The sequence below is a fragment of the Nonomuraea sp. NPDC049655 genome (assembly GCF_044465465.1).
Taxonomy (GTDB): Bacteria; Actinomycetota; Actinomycetes; order Streptosporangiales; family Streptosporangiaceae; genus Nonomuraea.
On the sequence record NZ_JBITLS010000009.1, the window covers coordinates 413,197 to 434,679 of the forward strand.

A 21,483-nucleotide genomic window follows, 5' to 3' on the forward strand; every position below is an offset into this window, starting at 1 on the left:
ACGGGAATCGTCAGGGGTGCAGCAGGTTCAGCGCCGCGTCCAGGGCCGGGTCGCGCCCGGCGGCGGCATCGCGCGGGGTCAGCGGCACGTGCACGTCGGGCGGCACGCCGACCCGGTCGATCACCTCGCGTCCCGGCGCCAGGTGATGCCTGGACGGGAACGCGAGAACGGTGTTGTCGCCCAGCGCGTACGGCTGCGCCGGCCCCGACACCGCCCCGGCCGTCCGCGTCCCGACCAGCCGGCCGAGCCGCAGGTCCTTGACGGCGGCGCTGAAGTGCTCGCACGCCGAGGCGCACCCCCGGTCGGTCAGCACCACCAGCGGCAGCCCGACCAGCGGGACGGTGTCGTCGGTCCGCATGGTCTCGCACGAGCCGTCCGCGGCGCACTGGTAGGCGGTCACCGCGCCGTGCGCGAAGCCGCCCAGCAGCCGGTTCACCTCCTCGGGGCTGCCGCCGCCGTTGCCGCGCAGGTCCAGCACGACCCCGGCGAGCGTCCTGCCGGTCCGCAGCCGGGCGATCGCCCGCAGCGCCCGGTCGGCGGAGTCGGGCGCGAAGCCGCTCATCCGCACGTGGGCGACGTCCCCGGCGAGCAGGCCGGCCGCCACGACCGGCAGGGTGTCCGGATCGGGCTGGAACAGGCGGGGCTTCAGCGTCACGGTGCGGCGGCGGCCGGTGTCGGGACGCAGCAGCCGCAGCCGGACCGGGGCGGCCTGCGGGTAGCGCGGGTGGAGCGCGGCGACGACGGCCGGGGTGACCTGCGCGCCGACGAAGGGCGCCGAGCCGTCGACCGACTCGATGACGTCGCCGGGGCGCACTCCGGCGGCCCGCGCCGGTCCGCCGGGCACGGCGGTCACGAACAGCGGCGGCAGCGCCGTCCCGGGGGCGTCGGCCGGGCGGGCGCTGGCCCTGAGGCCCAGGCCGTACTGGTCGCCGTCGTAGGCGCCGGGCGGGCGTGGTCTGCCGTGCTCCCAGCGGGCGTGGTCGTCGCCGAGCGCGGCCACGATCGCCTCCAGGGTGGCGGCGGCCAGCCGGGCGCGCAGGGCGTCGTCGTGCGGCAGCCGGTCGGCGACCCGCCGGTAGGCCGCCTCGAACGCGGCCCAGTCGGCCGTCCTGTCGCCGGTCAGCGCCGGCATCGTGGCCTCGGGCAGGTCGTGGCCGGCCCGGTTGAGTTCCCGGACGAAGGCGGCGAACCCGGCGGTGAGCAGCGTCCGGTCGTCCAGCGCGGCGGCGCCGTAGTAACGGGCGAGGACGCACCGGTACGCCTGCCCCACCACGTCGATCGTGGTCGGCCGTTCCGCGCCGGGGGGAGCGCCGCCCTGCGGCGGCGCGCACACGGCCGGGGCGGCCGCGGACGCGCCGCCGGGCCGGGCGCGCGGCGGCGTCTGCGCGGCGCAGGCCGTCGCCAGGACCAGGACGAGCCCCGCCGCCAGCGTCCCGCCCCTCATGACAGCCTCCTTCTGAGCCGGTCGAAGCAGAACGCCGTCAGGCCGAGGGCGAGCAGGGCGTAGAGCCCGGTCTCGATCCACTGGAACGGCCAGAAGCGCTCGAAGGGCTGGTAAACCGCCCGCTGCCGGTACCCCAGCCGGTTGACCTCGGCCAGGCACGCGCTCATGGCGCCCTCGCCCGGTTCCCGCATCGCGGACGTCCCGCAGGGTCCCGAGGTCAGGGACACCGGGACGAGGACGCCGGCGCCCTCGTCGCCGAGCACGCGCCCGGAGCCGTCCACGAGCTCGCCGGACAGCACCCACGCCCCCGGACGGCCGGGGATCGCCGGGGCCAGCATCACGTGCGCGCCGGGGCCGGCGCCGCCGCCGGGCACGAGGAAGTCGTCGACGTTGTCGCGGCCGAGCTCGAACGACGCGCTGACCGGCGGCAGCAGGTGGGGCCTGACCAGCAGCGGCACGGCGATCTGGAGCGCGGCGAAGACGGCCAGCGTGATCGCCATCGCCGGCAGCGTCCGGCGGACCAGCATGCCGACGGTCACGCCCAGGACGAACGCGAAGGCCGCGTACCCCATCGGGACGACCCCGCGCGCCCCGAACACCAGCGGGTCCATCAGCCCGAACCCCGGCGCGGCCGACCTGTCCAGCGGGCCGGACCACCAGGTCACCACGAGGCTGCACAGCCCGGCGGCGGCCACCGCGGCCAGCCCGACGAGCCCGAGCTTGACGGCCAGCCACCGGCTGCGGGTGATGCTCTGGTTCCACACCAGCAGGTGGGTGCCGCTCTCCAGCTCGCGGGTGATCAGCGGCGCCCCCCAGAAGAGCCCGACCAGGGCCGGCAGGACCAGCACGACGAGCGTGACGGCCAGGAAGGAGGTCTGGTGCTCGTCGAAGAACCGGTCGAAGAAGCGCCCGCAGTCGCCGTTCGCGGCGCAGCCGGCGATGCCGGCGGAGTAGTCGCCGGCCAGCTCCGGCCCGGTCACGGCCAGGACGGCGGCGAGCACGGCGAGCGCCCCGGCCGTCATCGCGGCGGCGGCGCGGAACTGGCGCCAGGTCAACCAGATCATCGCTGCACCTCCAGAGCGAGCGGACGGGCGGCGGCCGGCCGCTCCATGTAGGCCAGCACCAGGTCCTCCAGGCTGAGCGGGGTGACCGTCCAGGCGGGGGCGTGGATCGGCGCGTCCGTGCGGACGATCAGGGTGCTCTGCCGGTCGGTGTGGCGCGCGGAGATCACCTGCTGCTCGCCGGGGAGCCGGCCGGGGTCGCGGCGCGGCCCGGTGAGCCGGTGGTGGGTGGCCAGCAGCTCCTCGACCTCGCCGGCGACCCGCACCCGCGAGTCGACCAGCACGACCACGTGGTCGCAGGTGCGTTCGAGGTCGGCGACCAGGTGGGAGGAGAGCACCACGCTCAGCTCCTGCTCGGCGACGGCCTCCATCAGGCCCTGGAGGAACTCGCGGCGGGCCAGCGGGTCGAGCGCGGCGACCGGCTCGTCCAGGAGCAGCAGCTCGGGCCGCTTGGCCAGGCCCATAGTGAGCGCGAGCTGGGCGCGCTGGCCGCCCGACAACCTGCCCGCCCGCTGCCCGGGGTCGAGGCCGAGCCGCCTGACGCGGTCGTCGGCGAGCGCGGCGTCCCAGCCGGGGTTGAGCCGCGCGCCGAGGCGTAAGTGGTCGGCCACGCTCAGCCCGGCGTAGACGGGGGCGTCCTGGGCGACGAACCCGATCCTGGCCCGCTGTCCCGGCGCGTCCGGCGGGTTCCCGCCGAGCACCGTGATGCTGCCCTCGGACGGCCTGAGCTGACCGCCGGCCAGCTTCAGCAGCGTGGTCTTGCCGACCCCGTTGGGGCCGACCAGCCCGACGACGTGACCGGCCGGCACGTCGAGCGCGCAGTCGCGCAGGGCCCAGCGCCTGCCGTACCTCCTGCCCAGCCCCTGGGCGGTCAGGACGCCGCTCATGCCGTGTCCCGCCGCGCCGCGGCCCGGAAGGTGCTCATGAACAGCGCCTCGATGCTCTCGTCGTCCAGCCCGGCCAGGCGGGCCTTGGCCAGCCAGCGGCGCAGGTCCTGGCGGAGCGGCCCGTGCGCGGCCAGGGAGGCGTCGGCCAGCGTCCTGGTGACGAACGTGCCGACCCCCGGCCGGGCCGCCGCCAGCCCCTCGTGCTCCAGCTCGCGGTAGGCCTTCAGCACGGTGTTGGGATTGATCGCCAGCGCGGCGACGACCTCCTTGACCGTGGGCAGCCGGTCGCCCTCGCGCAGCAGGCCCAGGCGCAGCGCGTGCCGCACCTGCTGGACCAGCTGCAGGTACGGCGACACGCCGGACCGGGCGTCCAGATAGAAGTCGATCACCCTTTCCTCCATTTATCTAGGCTCCTAGTACTATGAACCTTTGGAGATCAAGGGCGTGTAAGAAAACTCAGCCGGGCCGATGGGCGACGGTCAGCAGCCATTCGGCGTGCACGCCGGTGCCGCCGCCCACGTCGAGGACCCGGGCGGGGGGCGGCGGCAGCGTGCGGCGCAGCACGTCCTGGGTGCGCCAGAACTCCAGGCGGCCGCGCCCCTCGCGCAGCCGGTCGTGCTCCAGATCCTGTGCGTAGTAGGCGAGCACCTCGCGGGTCACGGTCATGATCGATCGTGGCCGCCCCGCCCGGCCGGCGGCAATGAGTTTTCCCCGGCGGATCCCGCGCAGTTTTTTATCCGAGCGTGTAAATTTATCCTCATGGATAACAATCAGGTCTGGCGGCTCGTCCGGATCCTCTTCGCCGCCGTGCTGCTCCTGTCGATCGCCACGCTCGGCGTGGCCGCCGTCGTCGGCGGCAACTGGGTGGTGTGGCTGCGCGCCGCCGCCGTCGCCGCCGCCTCCGCCTGGCTCGTCTCCCTCGCCGGGCAGGCCGCCCGCGGCAGGCGGGCCGCCTACGTGCGCATCCGGTTCGTCTCCGTCGCCGCGCCCATCGGCGTCGTGCTCATCCTCCTCGCGCCGGACAGCGGCTACCCGCTGTGGATGAAGGCCGAGCAGGCCGTGGTCGGCGTCCTGGTCGCCGCCGTCGCGGTCGTCGTCAACCGCCGTGCCGTGCGTGCGGCGTTCCCGAAGCGTGGCAAGCTGGGCTGACATGGAGAGCTCCGGAACCCGTCAGGCGGCCACCGAGGCCCGCAAGGCCCAGATCGCCTCGGCCGCGATCGCCGTGCTCGCCGAGCGGGGTTACCCGGAGACCACGTTCGAGGCCATCTGCCACCATGCCGGGCTCAGCAGCAAGAGGCTGATCTCCTACCACTTCTCCACCAAGGAGCAGCTCTTCGAGGCCGTCGTCCGGCAGGTCGTCTCCGACGCGGCCGCCTTCATGCGGCCGGCGATCGAGGCCGCGTCCGGAGCCCGTGCCCAGCTGGAGGCGTTCATCAGGGCGAACATCGCCTTCATCGCCGCCCATCCGGCCCACGTGCGCGCGGTCCAGCAGATCGCGTTCAACCGCGCGCCCGTGGGGGGCGGCGAGCGGGACGCCGCCATCGCCAGGCTGGTCGCCCTGTTCGACGACGGCCAGCGCAGCGGCGCGTTCCGGACGTTCGACAGCATCCTGATGGCCACGTCCCTGCGCGCCGGCATCGACGCGGTGGCCGACCGGGTCGCCGGCGGCCTCGACCCCGGCCACTGCGCCGACGAACTCGCCGAACTCTTCGACCGCGCCACCGCGAGGACACCCCGCCCGTCCTGACCGGCCGTCGGGCATCATGGTCGGCATGCCGGTCCTCGTCGATCCCACGCCCGGGTTGCGGACGTCGTTCCTGGAGGCGGTGGCCGAGTTCCGGGCCGACCGCGACTTCCCGGTCCCGTGGTTCGTCCAGGACGTCGATCCCGCGGCGCTGACCGATCCGGCGGCCTTCGCGGCCTACGTCCGGCGGCTGCTGGGCGAGCGCACCCAGGCGGGCGTGCGCGCGGGGTTCGTGCCGATGACCACGCTGTGGTGGGCCGACGGCGACCGGTTCCTCGGCAGGCTGGCCGTCCGCCACCGGCTCACCCCGGAGCTGGAGCGGCTCGGCGGCCACATCGGCTACGACGTGCGCCCGGGCGCCCGCCGTCTGGGCCACGCGACGGCGATGCTGGCCGCGGCGCTGCCGATCGCCCGGCGGCTGGGCGTCGACCCCGCCCTGGTCATGTGCGACCGGACGAACACCGCCTCCCGGCGGGTCATCGAGGCCAACGGCGGCCGGCTCCTCGACCTCACCGAGCGCAAACGCCGCTACCTGGTGCCGACCGGGCCCGGATAGCGGCCCGAGGTCACGGGCGTTCGCCGCGCTGCGCGGCCCGCAGGTCGAGCCAGCCGATCAGCTTGACGTCCTCGGCGTCCAGGACCTCCCGGACGTCGGGGTCGGTGAACAGGGCCAGCTCCCAGCCGCGCTTGGCCGCGCCCGGCATGATGGCGCGCAGCTCGTCGGTGTCCTCGAAGGGATGGATGTAGATCTCCGTCACGCCCGGCCGCAGCGAGCGCAGCAGCCCGATCATGTCCTTCTTGAGCGAGTCGTAGTCCTCGCCGTCGGCCTGCTGGAAGGGCAGTGACCACAGGCGGTCGAGGATGACCACCCCGGCCTCGTCGGCCATCGCGGCCAGGGCCCGCGCCACGGGCTCCAGCTCCTCCGGCGCGCCGGTCCCCTCCAGCGAGCGGGGCAGGCGGAAGGGCAGGCCGAACTCGGCGCACACCGGCAGGACGACGTCCAGGAAGTGGCGGCCGGTGGCCAGGCCGTACAGGCTGCCCATGTGGTTGTCGGCGTGCGAGGGGTCCAGGCCGAGCGCGACGGCCTTGCGGATCTGGTTGACGATCTCGACGCGGACCTCGCCGGGGTCGGCGGACCGTTCGAAGGAGGCGCAGTCGCGGAAGAAGTGGCCGGTCTCGTCCACCAGCGTGGGGACGGGCCGGTCGCGGGTGACCGGGCCCCAGCGGTAACCCTCCCACTCGCTGGTCAGCGTCAGGTGCACCCCGACGTCGAAACCCGCGGCCTCGGCGGCGGCCTGCGGCGCCCACGGGCAGGGCGTCATCACCGTGGCCGAGCTGATCGCCCCGGCCCGCAGGAGGGAGGTGATGCCGAGGTTGGCCGACCGGCTCATGCCGTAGTCGTCGGCGTTGACGATGAGCAGCCGGTCGTCGGGGGCGTGGCCGAGCCGGGAGGCGAGCGTCATCAGCGAACCCTTCGTAGGTGGCGGCCGGTGGACGACCCCGCGCGACCGATCGTGCAGCACCGCGGCGACCTTCGTCAATCACCGTCCGGCGATCGGCGCTCCAGGGGCGTGAGGTCGAGCGCGGCCAGCCGGTCGGGGTCGGCCAGGATGTCGATCGCGGCGATCCGGCCGTCGCTGACGGTGAAGCTCATGACCGAGTACAGCCTGCCCTCGACGGTGTTGACCAGGCCCGCCAGACCGTTGACGAGCGCCGGACGGGCCACCGCGCCGATGGGCGAGCGGCGGAAGGCGACCGCCTGACCGGCCACGTCCGCGGCGCCGCGGACGACCTTCATGCCGCCGGTGAGCAGGCCGCGGTCGGCGCGCAGCACCACGTCCGGATCGAGGACGGCCAGCAGCGCGCCGAAGTCGCCCTCGCGGGCCGCGGCCAGGAACGCCTCCACCACCCGCCGCTGACCGGCGAGGTCGGGATCGGGGGTCGGGGCCGCGCCGCGCACCCGCTGACGCGCCCGGCTGGCCAGCTTCTTGGCCGCCACCGGCGTGCGCTCCACGATGGGCGCGATCTGCTCGAACGGCAGGCCGAACATGTCGTGCAGCACGAACGCCAGCCGCTCGGCCGGCGACAACGACTCCAGCACGACCAGCAGCGCCAGGCCCACCGAGTCGGCCAGCAGCGCCTCCTGCTCGGGGCCCGCGGCCGGGTCGGCGGCCTCGGCCCGTCCGACCACCGGGTCCGGCAGCCGCGCCTCCAGCGGCTCCTCCCGCAGGGCCTTGCGGACGCGCAGGACGTCCAGGCAGACCCGGCTCACCACGGTGGTCAGCCAGGCGCCCAGGTCGGCGATGTCGCCCGAGTCCGAGCGCGCCAGCCGCAGCCACGCCTCCTGGACCGCGTCCTCGGCCTCGGTCAGCGAGCCGAGCATGCGGTAGGCGACCGCCTTCAGACGGGGACGATGCCCCTCGAACCGGTCAGCCAGCAGGTCATGGGGAGTCATAGCGATATTTCCTCTCAAAGTGGCGTCCTCATTCTGCTGACGCGGCGAAGCGGAGAAAGGTGACCGCGGCCGGTCCGGGACACTTGCCGGGCGGGCGCGTCCGCGAGACGGTGGCCGGATGCGTGACATCCCCGGCCCTCCTCCCGCGGCGGACGGCGGGCTGAGCGCCGTCGCGGCCGCCGGCGGCCTGCACACCTACCAACTGCGGCTGCACGAGCGGTACGGCCCGCTGGTGCGCCTCCAGCTCCCCGGCGCGCCGGCCGCGATCTCGGTGGCCGACCCCGTGCTGCTGGAGGCCACGGCCGCGATCGACGCACGCCCCGACGAGCTCTTCGCGTTCCTGGCCCCCCTGTGCGAGGCCGGCAACCTGCAGACGCTCCCCGCCGACGAGCACGGCCCCTTCCGCCGGGTCCTGCTCTCGGTGCTCGCCGGCCGCCGCTCGCACGAGGCGCACTTCGCCGGCTTCGTCACCCTGGCCACCGAGCTGGCCGACCGCTGGGAGCGCCGCGCCGCCGACGGCCCGGTGGCGCTCCAGCAGGACCTGAGCGAGCTGTCCCTGCGCATGATCGCCCAGTACGCCCTGGGCGGCGGCCTCGCCGACCCGGCGCGGGTGGTGAGCGCGTTCGAGACCGTGCTGACCGTCCACCTGGGCCGCCGGTACGAGCGCGACGACGACCTCGCGCGCGGCGACCGGGCGCTGGCGTACCTGCGCGAGGTCGTGGACGGGGTGCTGGCCCGCGGCGGCAGCGAGCTGGTCGCCGCCCTGGCGCGGGCCGACATGTCGCCCGCGCGGATCAGGGACACCGTACTCATGATCATGCTCGCCGCCCACCACACCACCGGCGTGGCCGTCTCCTGGACCCTGCACCTGCTCGCGCGCAACCCCGGCCCGGCCGCGCGGGTGGCCGCCGAGCTGGACGACGTGCTGGGCGACCGCGCCGCCCCCGAGTACGCCGACCTGCGGCGCCTGCCGTACCTGGAGATGGCGCTCAAGGAGTCGATGCGGCTCTACCCGCCCGGCCCGTACGGCGCCCGCGAGACCACCGAGGACCTCACCCTGGACGGCCACCACGTCCCGGCCGGCACCACGATCTTCTACCCCTTCTGGGCCGTGCACCTCGACCCCCGCCACTGGCCGGACCCGCACGCCTTCCGGCCCGACCGCTTCACCCCCGAGGAGCAGGCCGCCCGCCACCGCTACGCCTACCTCCCCTTCGGCCTCGGGCCGCGCGGCTGCGAGGGCGCGAGCCTGGCCATGGTCGAGGCCGAGCTGGTGCTCGCCGTGCTGCTCAGCAGGTTCGCCTTCGAGCCGGTCGAGGACCATCCGGTGACGCCCGTCGAACGTTTCGTGCTCTGGGCCGAGCACGACATCCGCATGCGCCTGACCCGCCGCTGCCCCCGCTGACCTCCCGGACGGGTGTGGCGGGGCTTGCCTGGGCGGGCCCGCTGGCATATGAGTGATGCACGCTCGTTCGGACGCCGCCGGCACACCTATGCACGGGGAGAGTCGATGAACATCCGCGGGAAGGCGACGGCCACTGTGGCGGCCGGCGTCCTGGTCACGATCACCACCCTCGCCGCGGGCGGCCCGCCCGCCTCGGCCCGGACCACGGCTTGGAGCACGGCTGGGAACACGGCCCGGACCACGGCCCCGGGGGTGACGCACGAGGAGAACCCCCGCGTCCCCGCGGGCGCCGCGTGGTCGGAGGCGTACTTCCCCTCCGCCGACGGCAGCGGCGTCGAGCTGCACGCCGACGTGCTGCGCCCGGCACACCTGCCGGCCGGCGCGCGGACGCCGGTGATCGTCTCGGTCGGCCCCTACTTCGCCCACGCCGGGCAGACCGGCCCGGAGGGATGGGACCAGGTCGGGCCGTCGGCGCGGTTCCGCGACTTCGTGGACGGCGCCGGGCTGATGGCCCGCGGCTACACCTTCGTGATGGTCGACCTGCGCGGCTTCGGCGGCAGCACCGGCTGCCTCGACTGGGTCGGGCCGGGCGAGCAGGCCGACGTGCGGGCCGCCGTCGAGTGGTCGGCGGCCCAGCCCTGGTCGACCGGCAAGGTCGGCATGTACGGCAAGTCGTACGACGCGGTCACCGGCCTGGTCGGCAACAACCTCAGGCTGCCGAGCCTGAAGGCGGTCGTCGCCCAGGAGCCGGTCTGGAACATGTACAACTACCTGTTCAGCAACAAGGTCCCGCGGCCCAACGTCACGGGCACGCCGGAGGCGTACAACTCGATCGCGACGATGGCGCCGATGGCCGGCGACAGCGACCGGTACAAGGCGAACGCCCAGTACGAGACCGCCCACCCCGCCTGCCTGTCCGACAACATCACCAACAACAACAATCCCGACCTGCGCTCGGCGTACTGGCGGGCGCGCAATCTGGCCGACCGGGCGGCCGGCACCAGCACGCCGCTGCTGGTCACCCAGGGCTTCATCGAGCCCAACACCAAGCCCGAGGACATGGAGGTCTACCTGGACAACCACCGCGGGCGCGAACGCGGCTGGCTCGGCCAGTGGGAGCACGTGCGCGGCAACGACACCGACGCCCAGGGCCGGCTGCTGCAGGGACGAGCCGGCTGGTTCGACGAGGTGATGCGGTTCTACGACCAGTACCTGCGCGGCGTGCGCCCCTCGGCGGTCGACCCGGCGTACGCGATCGAGGACAGTCTCGGCGGGTGGCGCGCCCAGCCGACCTGGCCGGTGGTCACGACGTCGTACGAGGCCCGGCTGTCGGCCGGCGCGTACCTGGACGACGGCGGCGGCGCCGCGGCGACGGCGACCACCGCCCCCTCCGGCCGCTGGGACATGGAGCACGCGCCGCCGCTCGAACCGCTCTCCACCGCCGAGAAGAGCTCGGCCAGGCAGAGCGCGGCCGCCTCGGGCAGCTTCTGGACCTGGTCCACGCCCGCCGCCGAGCGGCTCAGGCTCACCGGCACGCCGCGGATCAGGCTCGACGCGAGCGCGAACGGCAACGTCATGGTCCGCCTGTGGGACGTCGCCCCCGACGGCAGGGCGACGATGTTCGACGAGAACGTGGCGCTGCTGGAGCGCCGCGGCCCGGTCGCGTTCGATTTGAAGTCGGCCGACTGGACCTTCGAGCCGGGCCACCGGCTGGGCGTGCAGATCGGCACCATCGAGTCCAACGGCTGGCTGGACGTGCCCTCGGGCAACACGATCAAGGTCTCCGGCGCGCGGCTGAGCCTGGACCTGCTGGCCACGCGGCACGACGTGCCCACCCAGGGTGACCGCTCGCCGTACCTGGACCGGTACCTCGCGGCCTACACCACCACGCTCGGCGGCGTCGGGCCCGGCACCTTCCCGCTGCGGCTGTCCCGCCGCTGACCCGCCCGTCCCCGGCCCGTCCCACGCCCGATCCGCCGGGCCGGGGGACGGGCCGGGGAACGTCAGAGCGCCTCGCCGCGGGCGCGCAGGAACCCGGCCATCGCCTCGACGCCGAGGGCGATCGCCCGCTCGTCCGGCACGAAGTCCGGGTCGTGCGGCACGCCCTGCTCGCCCACGCCGAAGAAGAACATCGCCCCCGGCGCCCGCTCCAGGAACAGCCCGAAATCCTCCCCGTTGAACGGATAGGACGCGTGCAGCAGCAGGGCGTCCAGGTGACGCGCGCCGGCCCTGGCGTGCTCCGGAGAGTTGACCGACGACGGGTGATGGTCGACGAACCGCAGGCGGGACCCGGCCTCGGCGCGCAGCAACGCGCGGATGTCGTCGTACCGGCTGTCCGGCCAGGCCCGGACCCATCCCTGCACGGCGTCGTGCTCGCGGTGGACCTGGGCGTACACGAAGGTCGCCAGGGGGCCGTCCGGGGTCTGCAGGTCGGCCTCCAGCTGTGCCATCTCCTCCGGGGTGGCCGGCGGCGTCACCGTCGACAGGCCCGCGACCAGCGCCTCGAACCTCCGGGCTTCCGCCGGCGACAGGCCCTCGATGCGGAAGACGTCCTGGCCGGGGTGCCCGAAGCCCGGGGCCACCGCGAACGTCCCGGTGGGCAGGGGCGCGCAGTGCAGGGCGTACACCTCGCGCGGCGGGACCGGGTCCATGGCCCCGTCGCCGATCATGGCGCGGGCGCCCTCGCAGGTCTCCTCGGCGGGCTGGAAGAAGAAGACCGTCCTGCCCGGGGGCCGCTCGCGGGCCAGGGCCCGCGCGACGCCCACGCCGATCGCGGTGTGCACGTCGTGCCCGCACAGGTGGTCGGCGCCGCCGGGCACGGCGACCGCGTCCAGGTCGGCCCGGTAGCCGATCGCGGGGCCGTCGCCGGCGTCCAGGACCGCGACCACGCCGTGGCCGCCGACGCCGGTCCGGACCTGCAGGCCCGCCTCCCGCAGCGCCGCCGCCACCAGGGCCGCGGTGCGCCGCTCCTGGCCGGCCGGTTCGGGATGGCGGTGGATCTCGCGCCGTAACTCGATCAGGTCGTCGTCGCTCATGGCCGAATGCTGGCACATCGTCCCGGACTCGAACTGATGGAATGGGTGCGTTTGGGGTGACGCCGGTGTCAAGGTTGCATACTTCCCCGCATGATTTTCACGCAGGCAGAGCTCGACTACCTGGCCGGACAGCACCTCGGCCGGCTGGCCACCGTCTCCCCCTCCGGAGACGTGCAGAACAACCCCGTCGGCTTCTTCGTGGACGCCGCCACGGGCACGATCACCATCGGCGGGCACGCGATGGGCGCCTCCAAGAAGTTCCGGAACGTCCAGCGGGGCAGCACCGTCGCCCTCGTCGTGGACGACCTGGCCTCGGCCGACCCGTGGGTGGTGCGCGGCATCGAGATCCGGGGCACGGCGGTGGCCCTGGCCGACCACGAGCCGCCGGTGCCGTACTTCTCGCGGGAGGTCATCGTGATCACGCCCGTCAGGATCGTGTCGTGGGGGATCGACGGCGGGCGGTCGTCCCGGACCGTCTGAGGGCGCGGGCCGGCGCCGGTCGCTAGCGCGGCGGGCGCCAGCCGTGCGCGAGGAGGTCGAAGACCTGCTCGACGGCCCCGCGAAGGTCCTGCCGCCCCCGCGTGAGCGCCGGCGTCTGCAGGACGAACCGGGCGAGCGCGTGGCAGGCGACGTCGTCCGGGGCCACGCCCGCGTCCTCGGCGATGGCCGTGCCGAGGGCGGCGGCGTGCCTGGTCCACATCCGTTCGTAGTACTCCAGCAGCGCCGGCGTGGACTCCACCAGCTCGGTGAACCCCGCCCGCAGCGGATGGGCCGCGACCTGCGGCCAGGACGCCAGCACGTGCCCGCGCAGCGCCTCGACGACGCTCTGCCCCTCCGGACGCCCGCGCACCGCCGCGACCAGCTCCGCCTCCCGGTCGGCCTCCTCGTCGAAGACCAGCGCCTCCTTGCCGGGGAAGTGCTTGAACAGCGTGGTGGTGGACACGTCGGCCGCCTCGGCGACGTCCCTGACGCTCACCCGGTCGTAGCCGTGCTCCAGGAACAGGCGCAGGGCGGCGTCGGCGATGGCTCGGCGGGTGGCGGCCTTCTTGCGTTCGCGGCGGCCGGCGACGGGTGGCGTGTCCATGCCGCCCACCCTACCAAAAGGTGGCACGAGTGAATTAGTTGACTGGTTGCACTTTTGTGCTCGTTCTGCTTCTCTGGAGCGGCGGCGCTCGCCGTACCCAGCCCTGATCACGAACGAGAGGTCCAGTCATGCGCTCACCCGCACCCGCCACCGCGCGGATCCACGTCGTCGGAGCGGGCCCCGGCGGGCTCACCTGCGCCCGCGTCCTGCAACGGCACGGCATCCCCGTGACCGTCCACGACCGCGACGCCCACCCGCGGGCCCGCGACCAGGGCGGCACCCTCGACCTGCACGCCGACGACGGCCAGGTCGCCCTGCGCGAGGCCGGCCTGCTCGACGACTTCTTCCGGCTGGCCCGCCCGGAAGGGCAGGAGATGCGGCTGCTCGACCCGTCCGGACGGCTGCTCGACCACCACGTCCCGGCCGCGGGCGAGCTCTTCAAACCGGAGATCGACCGCGGTGTGCTGCGCGACCTGCTGCTCGGCTCGCTGGAGCCCGGGACCGTGCGGTGGGGCGCCGCCGTCGAGCAGGTCACCGGCCCGCCCGGCGGCCCGCGCCGGGTGCACTTCCGCGACGGCACGTCCGTCGAGGCGGACCTGGTCATCGGGGCCGACGGCGCGTTCTCCCGGGTGCGCCCGGCGGTCTCGGCCGCGGCGCCGCGCTACACCGGGGTCACCTTCCTGGAGGCGTGGTTCCACGACGTCGAGAACGCCCACCCTGCCCTCGCCGCGCTCGTCGGACAGGGCGGCGCCACCGCGGCCGACGGCGACCGCGCCCTGTTCGCCCAGCGCAACGGCGGCGACCACATCCGCGTCTACGTCATCCAGCGCCTGCCCGCCGGGTGGATCGCCGCGAGCGGCCTGAGCGCCGGCGACACCGCCGGGATCCGCGCCCGGCTGCTCGACGCGTTCTCCGGCTGGTCGCCGGAGCTGCTCGGGATGATCACCCGCAACGACGGGCCGTACGTCGATCGCCCGCTGTTCGCGCTGCCCGTGCCGCACGTGTGGGCGCGGTCGTCCAGCGTGACCCTGCTCGGCGACGCCGCCCACCTCATGCCGCCGCTCGGCGTGGGCGCCAACCTGGCCATGCTCGACGCCTGCGAGCTCGCCCTCGCGCTGGCCGGCTCCGCCACGGTGGCCGAGGCCGTGGCCGCGTACGAGAGCACGATGCTCCCGCGCGCGGCGGACGCGGCCCGCGCCCTTGAGCACGGCGCCGAGGCCCTGCTCGAACGGCACGAGAGCGGCGAGCTCGCCGCCTTCGCCCCGCCCCGCCGCTGACCCGGCCCCGGCCCCGATCCGGCTCTGCCCCTTGGGGCCTAACGCGTGGCCGCGGTCACGAACAGCGGCAGGGCGAGGAACAGCCGCCCGGCCCGCGCCCGTTCCCGCTGCTCGGCGAGCCAGCCCTCGGCCTCCGCCGCGCCGACCGCCCCGGCCGAACGCGCCTTCCCCGCCAGGTCGGCCAGCACGGGCACCATCGTCGCGTCGGTGACGACGCTGGTGTGCACCTCGACGGTGACGTCGGTGAAGCCGGCGTCCAGCAGCAGGTTGCGGGTGCGGCGGACGACGCGGGGCGACCTGACGAGGTCGGCGCGGGCGTGCACGATCCGGCGGGTGAGCGCGGCGTCGCCGGAGTCGATGACGATGGTGTCCCAGTCCTGCCCGAGCAGCACGATCCGCCCGCCGGGCGCGAGCACCCGCCGCGCCTCGGCCACGGCGCGGGCCGGGTCGTCCAGGACGTGGTACACCTTCTCGGCGCGATAGCCGTGCAACTCGCCGTCGGCGAACGGCAGCGCGTACGCCTCCGCCACCCGGAACTCGGCGGCGGGCCACCGCCCGGCCGCCACGCCGATCATCCGCTCGTCGGGGTCGACGCCGATCGCCCGCGCGCCCAGCCCGGCCAGCTCCGCCGCCACGCGGCCGGAGCCGCAGCCGACGTCGGCCACCGCCGCCCGCGGCGCGAGGCCGAGCAACTCGTAGGAACGCGCCCGCAGCTCGGCCGCCCCGGGCAGGTGGTCCGCGAGGTCGAGCAGGGCGATGAGCGCGTCGGTCTCCTCGCCGGTACGGCCTGTCGTCTGGTTCTTGGTCATGTGCGGGATCCTGCGGCTTCAAGTGCGCTTGAAGTCAAGCCGCTTCCTGGGATCGGCGGTCCCGGGAAGAGCGGTCCTGGGAAGAGCGGTCCGTTCCGCCGCCGGCGCGGGAGCGGCAGGGTGGGCTGCGGCCGCGCGAAGGGCCGGTCCGGACGAGGAGGGTGATCACGCGATGAAGGCTGTGCGGTTCCACGAGTACGGCGGGATCGACGTCCTGCGGGTGGAGGAGGTCGAGCGTCCGGCGCCGGGGCCCGGTCAGGTGCTGGTCGAGGTGCGGGCGGCCGGGATCCAGCCCGGCGAGACGATGATCCGCCAGGGGGCGCGGCACGGGCGCTGGCCGGCGACGTTCCCGTCCGGGCAGGGCAGCGATCTGGCCGGCGTGGTGGTGGCGGCCGGTCCGGAGGTGCGCGGGTTCGCGGTGGGCGACGAGGTGCTCGGCTTCACCCATCGCAGGGCGAGCCACGCGGAGTTCGTCGTGGCCGACGACGTGGCGCTGACCCTGCGGCCCGCGGGGCTGCCCTGGGAGGTGGCCGGGTCGTTGTACGTGGCCGGCACGACGGCGTACGCCACGGTGTTCGCGGTCGATCCCGGGCCGGGGGAGACGGTGGTGGTGTCCGGGGCGGCGGGCGGCGTCGGGTCCATCGCCGTGCAGCTCGCGCGGCGGCGGGGGGCGACGGTGGTCGGGCTGGCGAGCGAGGCCAACCACGCCTGGCTGCGGGGGCACGGCGTGGTGCCGGTCGCGTACGGGGAGGGCGTGGCCGAGCGGATCCGGTCGGCCACCGGCGGGAAGGTGGACGCGTTCATCGACACCTACGGGGACGGCTACGTCGATCTGGCGGTCGAGCTGGGCGTGCGGCCCGACCGGATCGACACGATCTGCGACTGGGCGGGCGCGGCCAGGGTCGGCGCGCGGACGTACGGGGAAGGCGCGGCCGCCTGCGCGGTCGTGGTCGGGGAGCTGGCCCGGCTCGCCGCGCGGGGCGAGCTGGAGGTGCCGATCGCCCGCGTGTACCCGCTGGAGCGGGTCCGGGACGCCTTCGGCGAGCTGGAACGTCGGCACACCCACGGCAAGATCGTGCTCACGCCGTAACGGCAGCCTACGGACGGCGTTGCGCCCGATGCGGAACAGGGCGCGCGGTACGAGGATAGGCTACGGTGGGAACATTTGTGATCTACGGCCAGGAGACCGGACATGGCAGGTGACGACGACATCTCCGGGTGACACCGGAGGTGATCGGCCCCGGCGTGCGCGTGTGAGCGCCGCCGACGTGGGCCGTTTCGTCGTTCCCCGAAACCCTGTCCCCTTCACCGGGCGGCTTCGGCGCGCCCGCGTCCTCCTCCGAGGTTCACATGCTCTCCAACCCCTGCCCGCCGGCCGGCGACGTCCTGCTGGCCCACGATCTCGTCCGGACGCTGGGCACGCGGCGCGTGCTCGACGGCCTCTCGCTCACCGTCGCCCCCGGCCGCCGGATCGGGCTCATCGGCGAGAACGGCGCGGGCAAGTCCACGTTGCTGCGCCTGCTGGCCGGCGCGGACGAGCCCGACTCCGGGACCGTCGTCCGCCCCGCCGACCTGGGCTTCCTGCACCAGGAGCTGCCGTTCGCGGCTGGCGACACGCTCGCCGACGTGCTCGACGACGCCCTGCGCGAGGCGCGCACGGACCTGGCCGAGCTCGACCGGCTCACCCGCGAGCTGGCCGGGTCGCCGGAGGACGCCGTGCTGCTCGAAGCGTACGGGGCCCGGCTCGACCTGGCGCAGCAGCACGAGTCCTGGGACGCCGACCGGCGGGCGGAGATCGTCCTCGACCGGCTGGGCCTGGGCGGCGTGCCGGGGACGCGGGCGATCGGCTCGTTGTCCGGCGGGCAGCGCGGCCGGCTCGCCCTGGCGGCGCTGCTGATCAGGCGGCCTGCCGCGCTCCTGCTCGACGAGCCCACCAACCATCTCGACGACGACGCCGCCGTCTTCGTGGAGGAGGAATTGCGCGGCATGACCGGCGTGGTCGTCGTGGCCAGCCACGACCGGGCCTTCCTCGACGCGGTCTGCACGGACCTGCTCGACCTCGACCCCGCCGTGGACGGCCCCGTCCGGTACGGCGGCGGCTACAGCGCGTACCTGACCGGGAAACGCGCCGAGCGCGAACGCTGGGAGCGGCGACACGCGGCCGAGCAGGAGGAACTGGACGAGCTGCGCCGCGCCGTCGCGGTGACCGCGCGGCGGGTGGCGCAGGACGGGTTGCGCCGCGACAACGAGAAGATGGGCTACGGCCACCGCGCCGGGCGGGTGCAGCAGCAGATCTCCCGGCGGGTGCGCGAGGCCGCGCGCCGGCTGGCCGAGCTGGAACGCGAGCAGGTCCCCGCCCCGCCGCCCCCACTGCGCCTGCGCCCCCGCCTCACCGCCCCCCTCCCTCTCCTCGAAGGCCCGAAGGGGGACCGTGACGACGCGGCCGTCCCTCCTCTTGAAGGTCCGGACAGAGACTGCGGCGACGCGGCCGTCCCTCCCCTTGAAGGTCCGGCAGTGGACCGTGGTGGCGCGGTGGGCCGGGGTGGGGGGTCGTTGGTGTCGGCGCGGGACGTCCGGGTGGCGGGGCGGCTCGCGCTCGACCGGCTCGACCTGCGGGAAGGGGACCGCCTTCTGGTCACCGGCCCGAACGGCGCGGGCAAGTCCACCCTCCTCGCGGTCCTGTCCGGCGACCTGGAGCCGGCCGGGCAGGTACGGTCGCGGCCGGGGCTGACCGTCGGCCTGCTGCCCCAGGACACGACGTTCGAGCACCCCGGCCGCACGGTCCGGGAGACCTACGAGCAGGCCCTCGGGCCGGAGCGCGCCGAGGCCGTGCCGCTGCGCTCGCTCGGCCTGATCCGCGCCCGCGACGCGAACCTGCGCGTGGGGGAGCTGTCCGTCGGCCAGCGCCGCCGACTCGCGCTGGCGCTGCTGATCGCCGACCCTCCCGACGTGCTGCTGCTCGACGAGCCCACCAACCACCTGTCGCCGGGCCTGGCCGACGAGCTGGAGGCCGCCCTGGCCGCGGACGGTCCCGGCGCGATCCCACGACCGCTGGCTGCGCGCCCGCTGGCGGGGCCGCCGTCTGCACCTGCCCGGAGAGGGCGCGACGCACGGCCCGCAGGACCTGGGAGAGCGCTGACGTACGTCGCGCAGGACCTGGGAGATGGGTGACGTACGGCCCGCAGGACCTGGGGAAGGCCCACGTACGTCCCATGGGGCATGGGGGAGGGCCGGCGTACGTCCCGTAGTACCTGGGAGCTACGTGGGAAGTGAGTTCCGCAGCGGGAGGCGCGCGGCCGGGGCGATCCGTAGCGTCGGGGGAACCGTCCCCCCGTCGGAAGGGTTCCCATGGGCAACCGCGGCCGCCGCCTCCTGCTCGCCACGCTCGTCGCCGCCTCGGTGGCGGGCCCGGCGGCGTGCGTGTCGGGGGAGGTGGCGGCGCCCGTCCCCGGCGTCGCGCCGCCGTCCGGGCTCGCCGGGCGGTACGCCGCCGGGCGCGCGGCGATCCTGGCGGCCGGGCGCGACGCCGTCCGGCACGGCCACCGGCGCCGGGCCGCCGCGCTGCGCGAGATGGCCGATCCCGCCCGCCGGTTCCTGTCCTTCGACGGCCGCGACGCCGGCCGGGCCGTCGAGGTGTTCGGCGACCTGGCCACCGCCGCCCGGATCGCCGTGCTGGTCCCGGGCGCGGGCATCACCCTCGACAAGTACGGCCTGCTGCGCGGCGGCTCGATGCGCCTGAGCGCCGCGCTGGGCGACCGGTCGGCCGTGATCGCCTGGCTCGGGTACGCCACCCCGAGCAGCGTGAGCCTCCAGGCGCTGACCCTCGACCGCGCCGACCGGGCCGCCCCCGCCCTGCGCGCCTTCCTGGACGAGCTGCGCGCCCTCCGCCCCGGCGCGCGCGTCTCGCTGCTGTGCCACTCCTACGGCTCGGCGGTGTGCGGCCGGGCCGCGCCGGGGCTGGACGTGGCCGCCCTCGTCCTGTTCGGCAGCCCCGGGGCGGGCGTGGCCGACGCCGCGGCGCTGCGCACCCGGACGCCGGTGTGGGCCGCGCGCACGACCGGGGACTGGGTCGGCCGGCTGCCGCACGTGTCCGTCGAGCTGCCGTCCGGCACCCTGGGGCTGGGCGCGGACCCGGTGGCGCCCGGGTTCGGGGCGCGGGTGTTCGACGCGGGCGGCGGCGGCCACAGCGACTACCTGGCGGCCGGATCGACGGCGCTGGCGAACCTCGCGCGGATCGTGACCGGCTCACCCGTAAGCTGGACCAAGGGTGCAAGCCAGGACAGAACGAACGTGGGCGAGGGCGGATGAGCAGGCTGCGCAAGGCCCTCGCCAGGCTGGGCGCGGACCTGGGGACCATGACCCCCGACCCCCTGCCGCGGATGGGCGGCCCGCGCGCCCTGTCCCGGCTCCCGCACGTCGCCGTCGCCCTGTACGCGCTGGCCATGGGCCTGTACCCGGGCGGGGAGGGCATCGACCCGACCGTCCCGCTGCTGGCCATGGCCATGGCGGCGGCCATGGTGCTGGCGATGTGGCGCCCGCTGGCCGCCTGGTGGGCGACGATCGTCCTCGTGGTCGCCGGGGCGCGGTCGGGCATGGTGTACGTGTCGGAGCACCTGAGCCTCCCCTGGACGGTGCATCCCGAGACGTTCGAGCGGCGGCCCTTCCCGCACGCCGACCCGACCGCCTTCCCGTGGACGGGCTCGGGCGTCGCCCTGCAGGCCGGCGTGCTGTTCCTGCTGGCGCTGCGGGTACGCCCGGGTGTCGCCGTCAAGGCGCTGGCGATCACCACGCTGACCGTGGTGGCGATCGTGGTGCTCATGCCGGAGGCCAACGGGGGCGGGCTGGGCGCCACCGCTCTGCTGGCCGACGCGGTCGCGGTCGCCGTCGGGGCCGGGGTGCGCCAGCTGAGGACGACCCGTACCCGGCTGGAGGCCCAGGAGGAGCTGACGGCCGAGGAACGGGCCCGCCGCACGCTGCTGGAGGAGCGCAGCAGGATCGCCCGCGAGCTGCACGACGTCGTCGCCCACCACATGTCGGTGATCTCCATCCAGGCCCAGGTGGCGCCGCACCTGGTGGACGACCCGCCGCAGGAGCTGAGGGAGAACCTGGCCGGCATCCGGGAGAACGCCGTCGAGGCGCTGACCGAGCTGCGCCGGGTCCTGGGCGTGCTGCGCGCGCAGGACCAGCCGGCCGACGCGCCGCAGCCCACGCTCGACCGGCTGGAGGAGCTGCTGGCCAACGTGCGCGGCGCGGGCGTCACGCTCACCGCCGAGATCGCCGGGCGGGCGCGCCCGCTGTCGCCGGGGGTGGAGCTGTCGGCGTACCGGATCGTGCAGGAGGCGCTCAGCAACGCCATGCGGCACGCCCCCGGCGCGGCGGTGGCGGTCCGGCTGACGTACCGGCCCGGCGCCCTGGCGATCCGGGTCGTCAACGAGCCGCCCGCCAGGCCGGCGCGGCCCTCGCCGGGCGCCGGGCACGGGCTGCTCGGCATGCGCGAGCGCGCCGCCATGCTGGGCGGCGACCTCGTCGCCGGGCCCACGCCGGACGGCGGCTACGAGGTCAGCGTGTTCCTGCCGGTCGACTCGCAGAAAGGCGTCCAGGCCACCTCATGACGAGCATCCGCGTGCTCATCGCCGACGACCAGGTCATGGTCCGCCAGGGCTTCACCGTGCTGCTCAACGCCGAGCCCGGCATCGAGGTCGTGGGCCAGGCGGTCAACGGGCTCGACGCCGTCGCCAAGGTCGCCGAGCTGGACCCCGACGTCGTCCTCATGGACGTGCGCATGCCCGAGCTCGGCGGCATCGAGGCCACCCGGCGGATCGCCGCCCGTCCGGACGCGTCGGCGAAGGTGCTCGTGCTGACCACGTTCGACCTCGACGACTACGTCTACGAGGCGCTGCGCGCCGGGGCGTCCGGCTTCCTGCTCAAGGACGCCTCGGCGGCCGAGCTGGCCCACGCGGTCCGGGTGGTGGCGACCGGCGACGCGCTGCTGGCCCCGAACGTCACCAAGCGCCTGATCGCCGAGTTCGCCCGGGTGAGCCGCGCGCCGCGGGCGCCGCTCAAGGAGCGCGTGGGCGACCTGACCGAGCGCGAGACCGAGGTGCTGGCGCTGATCGCGCAGGGCCTGTCGAACGCCGAGATCGCCGAGCGCCTGGTGATCGCCGAGCAGACGGTCAAGACCCACGTGAGCCGGATCCTGGTCAAGCTCGGGCTGCGCGACCGCACCCAGGCGGCGGTCTTCGCGTACGAGACGGGGCTGGTCCGTCCCTCGGGCTACTGACC

General features: G+C 75.0%; 21 protein-coding genes and 1 pseudogene. 12 read left to right on the forward strand and 10 right to left on the reverse strand.

Going from position 1 to position 21,483, the window contains the following annotated elements:
• Positions 1–10 precede the first annotated feature (10 nt).
• The 5 genes from ACIBQ6_RS29480 to ACIBQ6_RS29500 form a co-directional block, all read right to left on the reverse strand.
• Positions 11–1,444 (reverse strand): S41 family peptidase, encoded by a 1,434-nt coding sequence (locus ACIBQ6_RS29480; protein ID WP_397215848.1) that lies wholly within the window; start codon positions 1,442–1,444, stop codon positions 11–13.
• Positions 1,441–2,508, reverse strand: a complete 1,068-nt coding sequence (locus ACIBQ6_RS29485) for an ABC transporter permease (protein ID WP_397215849.1) — start codon at positions 2,506–2,508, stop codon at positions 1,441–1,443. Before ACIBQ6_RS29485 ends, ACIBQ6_RS29480 begins: the two co-directional genes overlap by 4 nt.
• Complete coding sequence (locus ACIBQ6_RS29490) at positions 2,505–3,392, reverse strand: ABC transporter ATP-binding protein (protein ID WP_397215850.1); 888 nt, start codon at positions 3,390–3,392, stop codon at positions 2,505–2,507. Before ACIBQ6_RS29490 ends, ACIBQ6_RS29485 begins: the two co-directional genes overlap by 4 nt.
• Positions 3,389–3,781, reverse strand: a complete 393-nt coding sequence (locus tag ACIBQ6_RS29495) for a GntR family transcriptional regulator (protein WP_358297403.1) — start codon at positions 3,779–3,781, stop codon at positions 3,389–3,391. Before ACIBQ6_RS29495 ends, ACIBQ6_RS29490 begins: the two co-directional genes overlap by 4 nt.
• A 67-nt stretch (positions 3,782–3,848) precedes the next feature.
• Positions 3,849–4,058: a hypothetical protein gene (locus ACIBQ6_RS29500; protein WP_397215851.1), complete on the reverse strand. Its 210-nt coding sequence runs from the start codon at positions 4,056–4,058 to the stop codon at positions 3,849–3,851.
• A gap of 93 nt (positions 4,059–4,151) precedes the next feature.
• Here ACIBQ6_RS29500 and ACIBQ6_RS29505 point away from each other — a divergent pair, with 93 nt between their 5' ends.
• From ACIBQ6_RS29505 to ACIBQ6_RS29515, 3 genes are read left to right on the forward strand one after another with little or no spacing between them, the layout of a single operon-like run.
• Positions 4,152–4,541, forward strand: coding sequence for a hypothetical protein (locus tag ACIBQ6_RS29505; protein ID WP_352330754.1), 390 nt, complete (start codon positions 4,152–4,154; stop codon positions 4,539–4,541).
• Between the two features lies 1 nt (position 4,542).
• Positions 4,543–5,139 carry a TetR/AcrR family transcriptional regulator gene (locus tag ACIBQ6_RS29510; RefSeq protein ID WP_397215852.1) on the forward strand — a complete coding sequence of 199 codons (597 nt, stop codon included), beginning with the start codon at positions 4,543–4,545 and terminating at the stop codon, positions 5,137–5,139.
• A gap of 25 nt (positions 5,140–5,164) precedes the next feature.
• Entirely contained in the window at positions 5,165–5,692 is a 528-nt protein-coding gene (locus ACIBQ6_RS29515) for a GNAT family N-acetyltransferase (protein ID WP_397215853.1), read from the forward strand.
• 10 nt (positions 5,693–5,702) lie between these two features.
• Here the strand turns inward: ACIBQ6_RS29515 and ACIBQ6_RS29520 are convergent, their stop codons facing one another.
• Positions 5,703–6,599 carry a polysaccharide deacetylase family protein gene (locus tag ACIBQ6_RS29520; RefSeq protein ID WP_397215855.1) on the reverse strand — a complete coding sequence of 299 codons (897 nt, stop codon included), beginning with the start codon at positions 6,597–6,599 and terminating at the stop codon, positions 5,703–5,705.
• 74 nt (positions 6,600–6,673) lie between these two features.
• On the reverse strand, positions 6,674–7,591 hold the full coding sequence (locus ACIBQ6_RS29525; RefSeq protein ID WP_397215857.1) for a sigma-70 family RNA polymerase sigma factor: 918 nt from the start codon (positions 7,589–7,591) through the stop codon (positions 6,674–6,676).
• A 118-nt stretch (positions 7,592–7,709) separates the two neighbouring features.
• Here ACIBQ6_RS29525 and ACIBQ6_RS29530 point away from each other — a divergent pair, with 118 nt between their 5' ends.
• Positions 7,710–8,996, forward strand: coding sequence for a cytochrome P450 (locus tag ACIBQ6_RS29530; RefSeq protein ID WP_397215859.1), 1,287 nt, complete (start codon positions 7,710–7,712; stop codon positions 8,994–8,996).
• A 105-nt stretch (positions 8,997–9,101) separates the two neighbouring features.
• Entirely contained in the window at positions 9,102–10,937 is a 1,836-nt protein-coding gene (locus tag ACIBQ6_RS29535) for a CocE/NonD family hydrolase (RefSeq protein WP_397215861.1), read from the forward strand.
• 62 nt (positions 10,938–10,999) lie between these two features.
• Here the strand turns inward: ACIBQ6_RS29535 and ACIBQ6_RS29540 are convergent, their stop codons facing one another.
• Entirely contained in the window at positions 11,000–12,031 is a 1,032-nt protein-coding gene (locus ACIBQ6_RS29540) for a M20 family metallopeptidase (RefSeq protein ID WP_397215863.1), read from the reverse strand.
• 90 nt (positions 12,032–12,121) lie between these two features.
• Here ACIBQ6_RS29540 and ACIBQ6_RS29545 point away from each other — a divergent pair, with 90 nt between their 5' ends.
• On the forward strand, positions 12,122–12,511 hold the full coding sequence (locus tag ACIBQ6_RS29545) for a PPOX class F420-dependent oxidoreductase (RefSeq protein WP_397215865.1): 390 nt from the start codon (positions 12,122–12,124) through the stop codon (positions 12,509–12,511).
• 22 nt (positions 12,512–12,533) lie between these two features.
• Here ACIBQ6_RS29545 and ACIBQ6_RS29550 read toward each other — a convergent pair whose 3' ends face one another.
• Positions 12,534–13,115 (reverse strand): helix-turn-helix domain-containing protein, encoded by a 582-nt coding sequence (locus ACIBQ6_RS29550; protein WP_358297383.1) that lies wholly within the window; start codon positions 13,113–13,115, stop codon positions 12,534–12,536.
• Between the two features lie 128 nt (positions 13,116–13,243).
• Between ACIBQ6_RS29550 and ACIBQ6_RS29555 the strand changes: the two genes are divergently transcribed.
• Positions 13,244–14,392, forward strand: coding sequence for an FAD-dependent oxidoreductase (locus ACIBQ6_RS29555; protein WP_397215867.1), 1,149 nt, complete (start codon positions 13,244–13,246; stop codon positions 14,390–14,392).
• A 38-nt stretch (positions 14,393–14,430) separates the two neighbouring features.
• Here ACIBQ6_RS29555 and ACIBQ6_RS29560 read toward each other — a convergent pair whose 3' ends face one another.
• Positions 14,431–15,201: a methyltransferase domain-containing protein gene (locus ACIBQ6_RS29560; RefSeq protein WP_397215869.1), complete on the reverse strand. Its 771-nt coding sequence runs from the start codon at positions 15,199–15,201 to the stop codon at positions 14,431–14,433.
• A gap of 172 nt (positions 15,202–15,373) precedes the next feature.
• Between ACIBQ6_RS29560 and ACIBQ6_RS29565 the strand changes: the two genes are divergently transcribed.
• The 5 genes and pseudogenes from ACIBQ6_RS29565 (at position 15,374) to ACIBQ6_RS29585 (ending at position 21,481) form a co-directional block, all read left to right on the forward strand.
• On the forward strand, positions 15,374–16,291 hold the full coding sequence (locus ACIBQ6_RS29565) for an NADP-dependent oxidoreductase (protein ID WP_387683049.1): 918 nt from the start codon (positions 15,374–15,376) through the stop codon (positions 16,289–16,291).
• Positions 16,292–16,551: 260 nt separating this feature from the next.
• Positions 16,552–18,340: pseudogene (locus ACIBQ6_RS29570) on the forward strand (ABC-F family ATP-binding cassette domain-containing protein).
• Between the two features lie 209 nt (positions 18,341–18,549).
• On the forward strand, positions 18,550–19,509 hold the full coding sequence (locus ACIBQ6_RS29575) for an alpha/beta hydrolase (protein WP_397215871.1): 960 nt from the start codon (positions 18,550–18,552) through the stop codon (positions 19,507–19,509).
• On the forward strand, positions 19,506–20,813 hold the full coding sequence (locus tag ACIBQ6_RS29580) for a sensor histidine kinase (protein ID WP_397215873.1): 1,308 nt from the start codon (positions 19,506–19,508) through the stop codon (positions 20,811–20,813). Before ACIBQ6_RS29575 ends, ACIBQ6_RS29580 begins: the two co-directional genes overlap by 4 nt.
• Positions 20,810–21,481 carry a response regulator transcription factor gene (locus tag ACIBQ6_RS29585; RefSeq protein ID WP_358297365.1) on the forward strand — a complete coding sequence of 224 codons (672 nt, stop codon included), beginning with the start codon at positions 20,810–20,812 and terminating at the stop codon, positions 21,479–21,481. The genes ACIBQ6_RS29580 and ACIBQ6_RS29585 overlap by 4 nt, the downstream gene beginning before the upstream one ends.
• The last annotated feature ends 2 nt before the right edge of the window (positions 21,482–21,483 follow it).

What these genes read in the sequence shown, in the direction of transcription:
- ACIBQ6_RS29565 (WP_387683049.1), top strand. Translation starts at nt 15,374, where the DNA reads ATGAAGGCTGTGCGGTTCCACGAGTACGGCGGGATCGACGTCCTGCGG.
- ACIBQ6_RS29530 (WP_397215859.1), top strand. Translation starts at nt 7,710, where the DNA reads ATGCGTGACATCCCCGGCCCTCCTCCCGCGGCGGACGGCGGGCTGAGC.
- ACIBQ6_RS29520 (WP_397215855.1), bottom strand. Translation starts at nt 6,599, where the DNA reads ATGACGCTCGCCTCCCGGCTCGGCCACGCCCCCGACGACCGGCTGCTC.
- ACIBQ6_RS29505 (WP_352330754.1), top strand. Translation starts at nt 4,152, where the DNA reads ATGGATAACAATCAGGTCTGGCGGCTCGTCCGGATCCTCTTCGCCGCC.
- ACIBQ6_RS29550 (WP_358297383.1), bottom strand. Translation starts at nt 13,115, where the DNA reads ATGGACACGCCACCCGTCGCCGGCCGCCGCGAACGCAAGAAGGCCGCC.
- ACIBQ6_RS29540 (WP_397215863.1), bottom strand. Translation starts at nt 12,031, where the DNA reads ATGAGCGACGACGACCTGATCGAGTTACGGCGCGAGATCCACCGCCAT.
- ACIBQ6_RS29585 (WP_358297365.1), top strand. Translation starts at nt 20,810, where the DNA reads ATGACGAGCATCCGCGTGCTCATCGCCGACGACCAGGTCATGGTCCGC.
- ACIBQ6_RS29560 (WP_397215869.1), bottom strand. Translation starts at nt 15,201, where the DNA reads ATGACCAAGAACCAGACGACAGGCCGTACCGGCGAGGAGACCGACGCG.
- ACIBQ6_RS29510 (WP_397215852.1), top strand. Translation starts at nt 4,543, where the DNA reads ATGGAGAGCTCCGGAACCCGTCAGGCGGCCACCGAGGCCCGCAAGGCC.
- ACIBQ6_RS29535 (WP_397215861.1), top strand. Translation starts at nt 9,102, where the DNA reads ATGAACATCCGCGGGAAGGCGACGGCCACTGTGGCGGCCGGCGTCCTG.
- ACIBQ6_RS29575 (WP_397215871.1), top strand. Translation starts at nt 18,550, where the DNA reads ATGGGCAACCGCGGCCGCCGCCTCCTGCTCGCCACGCTCGTCGCCGCC.
- ACIBQ6_RS29500 (WP_397215851.1), bottom strand. Translation starts at nt 4,058, where the DNA reads ATGACCGTGACCCGCGAGGTGCTCGCCTACTACGCACAGGATCTGGAG.
- ACIBQ6_RS29545 (WP_397215865.1), top strand. Translation starts at nt 12,122, where the DNA reads ATGATTTTCACGCAGGCAGAGCTCGACTACCTGGCCGGACAGCACCTC.
- ACIBQ6_RS29485 (WP_397215849.1), bottom strand. Translation starts at nt 2,508, where the DNA reads ATGATCTGGTTGACCTGGCGCCAGTTCCGCGCCGCCGCCGCGATGACG.
- ACIBQ6_RS29490 (WP_397215850.1), bottom strand. Translation starts at nt 3,392, where the DNA reads ATGAGCGGCGTCCTGACCGCCCAGGGGCTGGGCAGGAGGTACGGCAGG.
- ACIBQ6_RS29555 (WP_397215867.1), top strand. Translation starts at nt 13,244, where the DNA reads ATGCGCTCACCCGCACCCGCCACCGCGCGGATCCACGTCGTCGGAGCG.
- ACIBQ6_RS29480 (WP_397215848.1), bottom strand. Translation starts at nt 1,444, where the DNA reads ATGAGGGGCGGGACGCTGGCGGCGGGGCTCGTCCTGGTCCTGGCGACG.
- ACIBQ6_RS29515 (WP_397215853.1), top strand. Translation starts at nt 5,165, where the DNA reads ATGCCGGTCCTCGTCGATCCCACGCCCGGGTTGCGGACGTCGTTCCTG.
- ACIBQ6_RS29525 (WP_397215857.1), bottom strand. Translation starts at nt 7,591, where the DNA reads ATGACTCCCCATGACCTGCTGGCTGACCGGTTCGAGGGGCATCGTCCC.
- ACIBQ6_RS29580 (WP_397215873.1), top strand. Translation starts at nt 19,506, where the DNA reads ATGAGCAGGCTGCGCAAGGCCCTCGCCAGGCTGGGCGCGGACCTGGGG.